The sequence below is a fragment of the Nocardiopsis chromatogenes YIM 90109 genome (assembly GCF_000341185.1).
GTDB classification, from domain to species: domain Bacteria; phylum Actinomycetota; class Actinomycetes; order Streptosporangiales; family Streptosporangiaceae; genus Nocardiopsis_A; species Nocardiopsis_A chromatogenes.
On the sequence record NZ_ANBH01000282.1, the window covers coordinates 24,692 to 30,837 of the forward strand.

At 72.3% G+C, this 6,146-nt stretch carries 8 protein-coding genes; 4 read left to right on the top strand and 4 right to left on the bottom strand.

Features of this window, described 5'->3' with window-relative positions; all coding sequences use genetic code 11:
* Positions 1–24: 24 nt before the first annotated feature.
* Positions 25–462: a MarR family winged helix-turn-helix transcriptional regulator gene (locus D476_RS0125620; protein ID WP_017626771.1), complete on the bottom strand. Its 438-nt coding sequence runs from the start codon at positions 460–462 to the stop codon at positions 25–27.
* Between the two features lie 123 nt (positions 463–585).
* Between D476_RS0125620 and D476_RS0125625 the strand changes: the two genes are divergently transcribed.
* Entirely contained in the window at positions 586–1,089 is a 504-nt protein-coding gene (locus D476_RS0125625; protein ID WP_017626772.1) for an allene oxide cyclase barrel-like domain-containing protein, read from the top strand.
* 41 nt (positions 1,090–1,130) lie between these two features.
* Positions 1,131–1,781: an NAD(P)-dependent oxidoreductase gene (locus D476_RS0125630; RefSeq protein WP_017626773.1), complete on the top strand. Its 651-nt coding sequence runs from the start codon at positions 1,131–1,133 to the stop codon at positions 1,779–1,781.
* Between the two features lie 303 nt (positions 1,782–2,084).
* Here D476_RS0125630 and D476_RS34555 read toward each other — a convergent pair whose 3' ends face one another.
* Positions 2,085–2,288 (bottom strand): hypothetical protein, encoded by a 204-nt coding sequence (locus D476_RS34555; RefSeq protein WP_017626774.1) that lies wholly within the window; start codon positions 2,286–2,288, stop codon positions 2,085–2,087.
* A 5-nt stretch (positions 2,289–2,293) separates the two neighbouring features.
* Positions 2,294–3,178 carry a mycothiol conjugate amidase Mca gene (gene mca / locus D476_RS0125640; RefSeq protein WP_017626775.1) on the bottom strand — a complete coding sequence of 295 codons (885 nt, stop codon included), beginning with the start codon at positions 3,176–3,178 and terminating at the stop codon, positions 2,294–2,296.
* Between the two features lie 179 nt (positions 3,179–3,357).
* Between mca and D476_RS0125645 the strand changes: the two genes are divergently transcribed.
* Together D476_RS0125645 and greA are read left to right on the top strand one after the other, a co-directional pair.
* Positions 3,358–3,807: a DUF4307 domain-containing protein gene (locus D476_RS0125645; RefSeq protein ID WP_017626776.1), complete on the top strand. Its 450-nt coding sequence runs from the start codon at positions 3,358–3,360 to the stop codon at positions 3,805–3,807.
* 240 nt (positions 3,808–4,047) lie between these two features.
* Positions 4,048–4,548 carry a transcription elongation factor GreA gene (greA, locus tag D476_RS0125650; RefSeq protein WP_017626777.1) on the top strand — a complete coding sequence of 167 codons (501 nt, stop codon included), beginning with the start codon at positions 4,048–4,050 and terminating at the stop codon, positions 4,546–4,548.
* 118 nt (positions 4,549–4,666) lie between these two features.
* Here greA and D476_RS0125655 read toward each other — a convergent pair whose 3' ends face one another.
* Positions 4,667–5,941 carry a hypothetical protein gene (locus D476_RS0125655; RefSeq protein ID WP_017626778.1) on the bottom strand — a complete coding sequence of 425 codons (1,275 nt, stop codon included), beginning with the start codon at positions 5,939–5,941 and terminating at the stop codon, positions 4,667–4,669.
* Positions 5,942–6,146: the final 205 nt, after the last annotated feature.

The following is a 6,146-nucleotide window of genomic DNA, read 5'->3' on the forward strand; positions in this document are numbered from 1 at the left end:
GCGGCAGCCGTGCGTCTGGGCGACTCACTCGTTCGCGTCCCGGAGTGTGCGCAGGATGCGTTCCAGGTGGCGGCGGTCCTCGGCCGAGAGCGGTGCGGTGACGTGACTGCGGAGCTGACAGACGTGGGCGGCCAGGGCCCGGTCGAGCGCCTCGGCGCCCTTGTCGGTCAGGGCGGCCAGTGAAGCCCGCCGGTCCTCGGGGTCGGGGTCGCGTCGGATCAGCCCCTCTTTCGCCATACGGTCGGCGAGCCGGGTGAAACCGCCCGAGCTGAAGGACACGGCCTCCGCCAAGTCCGTCATGCGCAGCCGGTGCCCGGGCGTGCGCCCCAGCCGCAACAGCACCTCGAACCAGGTGTCCGGGACCCCGAGGTCCCGGTGCACGAGGGGCCTGAGGCGAGTGAACGCCTCCACGAACAGTCCGTAGAGCGTCACGTCGTCGTCATGCAGCAGTCGCGCGTCCATCCCCCCAGGATGCCAGATACTCAACAACCGAAGAATCTGCTCTTGCAATATCTTCCATTGCAGCTATATTATCTGCACCGGCAGATACGTGATGCGGTACCTCAACGGATACGGAGTCCGATCATGCGCAAGCACGTCCTTCCTGCGATCGGTGTCGCCGCCGCCACGGCCGGAGCCCTCGCCCTGTCCCTGGCGCCCACCGCGGCGAACGCCGCCCCTCCCAAGCACGGATACCACCACCGCACGATCACCATCGAGGCGGTCGAGAAGGGCACCGCGGTCAACCTGGTCGACGTCCCCCCGGACGACTCGGCCCTGGGCGACCAGCTGATCGGGACCGGCGACCTCACCGACGAGAACGGCGACGAGCTGGGCACCAGCAGCTTCGTGGGCATCTCCACCGACGCCGAGCCGCGCACCTCCGAGATGCTGACCTTCGTCTATGAGCTGCCCGACGGCAAGATCACCACGTCGGGAACCGCGGAGCTCTCCGACTCCGGGCCCGTCTTCGACGAGAAGTTCGCCATCACGGGCGGCACCGGCAAGTACAAGAACGCCTCCGGAGAGGTGCGCGTCCAGCAGGAGACGATGGAGCAGGCGAAGGTCACCTTCGAGATCCGGCGCTGACCGCACCCACACCTACGAGACCAGAACGAACGGAGTCCTCAGTGAAGATCCTGCTCATCGGCGCCACCGGCATGATCGGCTCCCGCGTGGCAGCCGAAGCGCTGGACCGCGGCCACCGGGTCACCGCCGCGACCCGCTCGGGCCGTACGGACGCCCTGCCCCCGAGCCCCGCTCTGACCAGCGTCGCCCTCGACGTCACCGTGCCCGCCCGGGTGGCCGAGACGGCCGCGGGTCACGACGCCGTGGTGTCGGCCGTCTCCCCGCCCCGCGACGGCTCCGACCCGACCGCCCCGCTGCTGGCGATGTACCGCTCGCTGGCCGAAGGGCTGCGTACCGCGGGGGTGCCGCGACTCGTCGTCGTCGGCGGCGCCGGCAGCCTCAGGACCGCGTCGGGTGCGGACCGCGTCGACACCGCCGACTTCCCCGCGGTCTACAAGGCCGAGTCCCTCGCCCAGCGCGAGGTCCTGCGGCTCCTGCGCGCCGAGGTGACCGACCTGGACTGGACGTACATCTCCCCGGCCGACGAGATCGCCCCCGGCGACCGCACCGCCCGGTTCCAGCTCGGCGGCGACGAACTCCTCTTCGACGCGAACGGCCGCAGCTTCATCAGCGCCGAGGACTACGCCGTCGCACTGACCGACGAGCTGGAGAAGAGCCAGGCCGTCCGCCGCCGTATCACCGTCGCCTACTGACCCCTATCCCGGCCTGCCGCCATCCCGGTCGCAGACGCGGACGCGGGGAGGCCCGGTCGGCCCGGGTGCGGTGCGGCCGCCGGGCGGGCGAGCAGGCCGCCCGGCACCCTGCCGATGAGGCCGGAACCGGTCGGCCGACGGACGCCCGGGCTCGGGCCCGCCGTCTGCCGGCCCGGAACGGTGCGGATTCTTGTGCCTGTACGGCCGCACGGCACCGGCGGCAGGCGGTGCGGCCCACTAGCGGCGGCACCGGCACGTCCCGGCGGCGGGCCGCGGCGCTCGGGCGCCGCGGCCTGTGCCGTCTCACTCCTTGGGGGACTGCCCCGGCTCGTCGGCGGCCGCCTGGTCGAAGCCGCCCTCACGGACGTGGGCGAGCTTGGTCCTCATGCTGCGCATGAGGAAGTAGAGCACGCCGCCGATCGCGGCCACCACCAGGAAGCCCAGCACCCCCGGGGTGACGGTGAACTTGTCCACCTCGGGCTGGGCGAGCATGAGTACGGTCTCCATACCGTTCATGTTCCCACCGTCTCGCGCACGCCCGCGAACAGGTCCGTCTCCGGCATCTCGGTGTCGACCAGCGAGCGGGCCAGGTGGTAGTCCTCCCAGGGCCAGGACGCGCGCTGGATGTCCATGGGCACCGCGAACCAGAACCCGTTCGGGTCGATCTGGGTGGCGTGCGCGATGAGGGCGCGGTCGCGCGTCTCGAAGTAGTCGTCACACTTGATCTTCGTGGTGATGTCCCACGTCCTGCGCTCGCGCTCCATGTCCTCGAAGCGCTTCATCAGGTCCTTGTAGGGGTTGTCCAGGCCGCGCTCGTCCAGGGCGGCGGAGATCGCCTCGAAGCGGGGGCGCGGGAAGGACACGTGGTAGTAGAGCTTGAGCGGCTGCCACGGGTCGCCGGTGCCCGGGTAGCGCTCCGGGTCGCCCGCGGCCTCGAATGCCTCCACCGAGACCCGGTTGGTCATGATGTGGTCGGGGTGGGGGTAGCCGCCCTCGTCGTCGTAGGTGAGGATGACGTGCGGGCGGAAGGAGCGCACCGAGCGCACCAGCGGCTCGGAGGCCGTCTCCAGCGGCTGCACCGCGAAGCAGCCCTCGGGCAGCGGCGGCAGCGGGTCGCCCTCGGGCAGGCCCGAGTCGACGAAGCCGGAGAACTCCTGGTGCACACCGAGAATCTGGCGGGCCTCGGCCATCTCCTTGCGGCGGACCTCGCCGATGTTCTCGCGGACCTCGGGCCGGTCCATGGCCGGGTTCAGGATGGAGCCGCGCTCGCCGCCGGTGAGTGTGACGACCAGCACTTCGGCGCCCTCGGCCACGTAGCGCGCCATGGTGGCGGCGCCCTTGCTGGATTCGTCGTCGGGGTGGGCATGCACGGCCATCAGCCGCAAACGCTCGGACAACGGAGTTACCCCTCGGGTAGTCGCGGAAGCTTCCTCGAAAAGACCCGGCCGGAGGCTTGGTCCGGCCGGGTGCCCTCCGCGCTGCCCGTGCGGGGACATGCGGGGGCGGGGGTGGAACGGGGGCCCCACTGGGCGGGGCTATCTTAGACAACGCAGACCTTACGTTCGGAGATTCCCGCATGCCCGAGAGCCCCTCTGACCTCACGCCCGACGGCGCCGAGCGGCACGGCGCCGCCGGAGGCGACGGCGGCGACAGCGGCCCGCGCGCGCTCGGGAAGCGGCACGGCGCCCGCCCCTTCTTCTTCGTCCTGGGACTCATCGCCGCGGGGGTCTTCACCGTCGGGTGGGGGTTCGCCCTGATGAGCTACGGGGAGCACACCGGGGTGGCCAACCAGACCATCGCCTGGAGCATCGAGTCCGACGACGAGGCCAGCATCACCTTCCAGACCAACAGCGGCGGGCCCGCGGTGTGCGTGGTGCGGGCGACCGACGCCCAGCACGTCGAGGTGGGCCAGCGCCGGATCGATGTCGGGGCGGGAACCCAGGACGTGACGGCGACGATCGAGACGGTTCGTCGTGCCGCGATGGTAGAAGTGGCGTCCTGCAGGGAACAAGGAACGGCAAAGTGAACGCCAAGACCGCCCTGACCTGACCGCCTCCGTGTGCCCCGGCCCCGGCGCCGGACACCGCCGACCACCGCGCGGACCATTCCTCCGCTTTCCCGACCGCACCTCCCGGCAAAGCGCCGTACGGTGCGCAAACGGCGGGAATCGACGGTTCTTCCGCGATGATCACGCGGTGATAACCTCGTAAGTTCAGCTGCGGCCGATGGTGGACCGCAGTAGTTCAGACGCACCAAGGGAGTTCCCGTGACCGAGACCCGCGATGACAACGTCACCTGGCTGACCCAGGAGGCGTATGACCGGCTCAAGGCGGAGCTGGAGCACCTTTCGGGGCCTGGTCGCATCGAGATCGCCGACAAGATCGAAGCCGCCCGCGAGGAGGGCGACCTGAAGGAGAACGGCGGCTACCACGCCGCCAAGGAGGAGCAGGGCAAGATCGAGGCCCGCATCTCCCAGCTCCAGGACATCCTCCGCAACGCGCGCGTCGGCAGCGCCCCGCACAAGGAGGGCGAGGTCGGTCCCGGTATGACCGTCACCATCAAGTTCGAGGGCGACGACGAAGAGGTCACCTTCCTCCTCGCCTCCCGGGAGGAGAGCGGCGCGCCGATCGACGTCTACTCCCCCAAGTCGCCACTGGGCTCCGCGATCAACGGTAAGCGGATCGGGGAGACGGTGAGTTACACGCTCCCCAACGGCAAGAGCCTGTCGGTGGACATCATCGACGCCGTCCCCTACGGCGGGGCCTAGCCTCCCGCAGCACATTGCGGAAGGGGTGGCCGAGAGCCACCCCTTCCGCTTTGCGGGAGCGGGTTCCCGGATCCGGTCCCGCCGGGCCGGGCCGCTCCCCCGGAGCCGGTCCGCGGCCTCAGGGCAGCGCGCACTCGGGGGCCGCGCCCCCGCCCTCGGCGAAGGCCGCCGGGATGAAGTCGCCTTCGCCGATGCGCAGCCACTCGGCCGCCGCGCCCGCCGGGCCGTCGACCCGGTCCCCGGCGGCGCGGCACTCGACCGCCACCCGCGCCCCGTCGGCGGCCATCCCGGTCTCCGGGTGGTCCAGCCCCGGCCCCGAGCGGACCACCACCGGGTCGCCGCGGTCGGCCACCGCGATCCGGGCGCGCGGGCGCGGGTCGCCCGTCCACAGGTAGTCCACCCGCACCCAGGCGTTGGTGGGCAGTTCCAGCGCGTCGCGGAAGGTGCCGTCGGCCAGGTCGATCCCGGCCGGGTTGAGCACCTTGCGGCCGAAGCCGTCCCGCCCCCCGTTGTAGCCGTCGTCGTAGGCGGACTGGGCCTGCGGGGTGCCGTGCGGCAGGTCCCGCCACATCTCGCGGTCGGTGTTCCAGTGGTCGTCCTTGATGTTCCATGGGCCCACGTCCCACACCGGCGCGTAGGCGCAGCGGCGCCCGTCCCCGCCGTCCCCGGTGCAGACCCGCACCGTGTAGTCCCCGGTGCCGCGCGGCGCCAGCGCCCGTCGGGAGGGCAGCGCGACGAAGTGGTCCTCGGCGCGGACCGTGTGCCCGTTGGCGGTGGTCGCGCCGACCAGGCCGATCCGGGTGGCGAACAGCCGCGCGGAGAACGGCTCGCCCGGCAGCCCGCCGTCGGCCCCGTCGGCGGCGCCGACCGGGCGCAGCCGCACCTCCTCCAGCACCGACCCGCCGTCGGCGGCCTCTCCGCTCAGCCCGACCCGCACCTGGACGCGGTCGGCGGGGTGGGGCAGGCGCACGCGCACGCCCTGCTCCTCGGCGACGGCGCCGGGCGAGGACCCGGCGACCGGCACCCACTCGCCCCACACCCCTTCGGCGCGCTCACCGCGCACCTCCACGGCGAAACCCTCGGCCGGGCCGGAGACGCCGATGGCCACGTCGAGCTCGTCGACGGCGCGGTCGAGGCCGCGGGCGGGGAAGGTGGCCAGCGCGACCGGGCCGTCGCCGGGGCCGCGCTCCAGCGAGGCGCCGAGCGGCGACTCCCGCCGGGCGCCGGTGTCCAGGCGCAGGTCGGCGCTGCCGGGGTCCTCCTCGATCCAGCCCTGGGCCGGCGGGCGGGCGGGCGCCTGCGGCGCGGCGGCGAGCGGCGCGGCGGGCAGCAGGACGGCCCCGAGGAGCCCGGCGGCGGCGAGGGCCCCGGTGCGAAGCCGGATACGCGGCATGTCTCCCCCATCTCGGTCGGTCCCCGGCACACCCGGGCCCCACAAGTAAGCAATCGATGACGGGGAATGACGAACCCGGCACGCCGCACACAGGTGTCATGGGGAGTAAAAGGAGGACAAGCGGCCTGTTTTCCCCGCACACCGCGCCGCGCAGAAGCGCGCCGAAGGCGGACCGGATACGCAGCGTGGCGAAAGGCGGCCGGAA

Coding starts and splice junctions, on each gene's coding strand:
- D476_RS0125620 (WP_017626771.1), bottom strand. CDS start 462: ATGGACGCGCGACTGCTGCATGACGACGACGTGACGCTCTACGGACTG.
- D476_RS0125625 (WP_017626772.1), top strand. CDS start 586: ATGCGCAAGCACGTCCTTCCTGCGATCGGTGTCGCCGCCGCCACGGCC.
- D476_RS34555 (WP_017626774.1), bottom strand. CDS start 2,288: ATGGAGACCGTACTCATGCTCGCCCAGCCCGAGGTGGACAAGTTCACC.
- D476_RS0125645 (WP_017626776.1), top strand. CDS start 3,358: ATGCCCGAGAGCCCCTCTGACCTCACGCCCGACGGCGCCGAGCGGCAC.
- D476_RS0125655 (WP_017626778.1), bottom strand. CDS start 5,941: ATGCCGCGTATCCGGCTTCGCACCGGGGCCCTCGCCGCCGCCGGGCTC.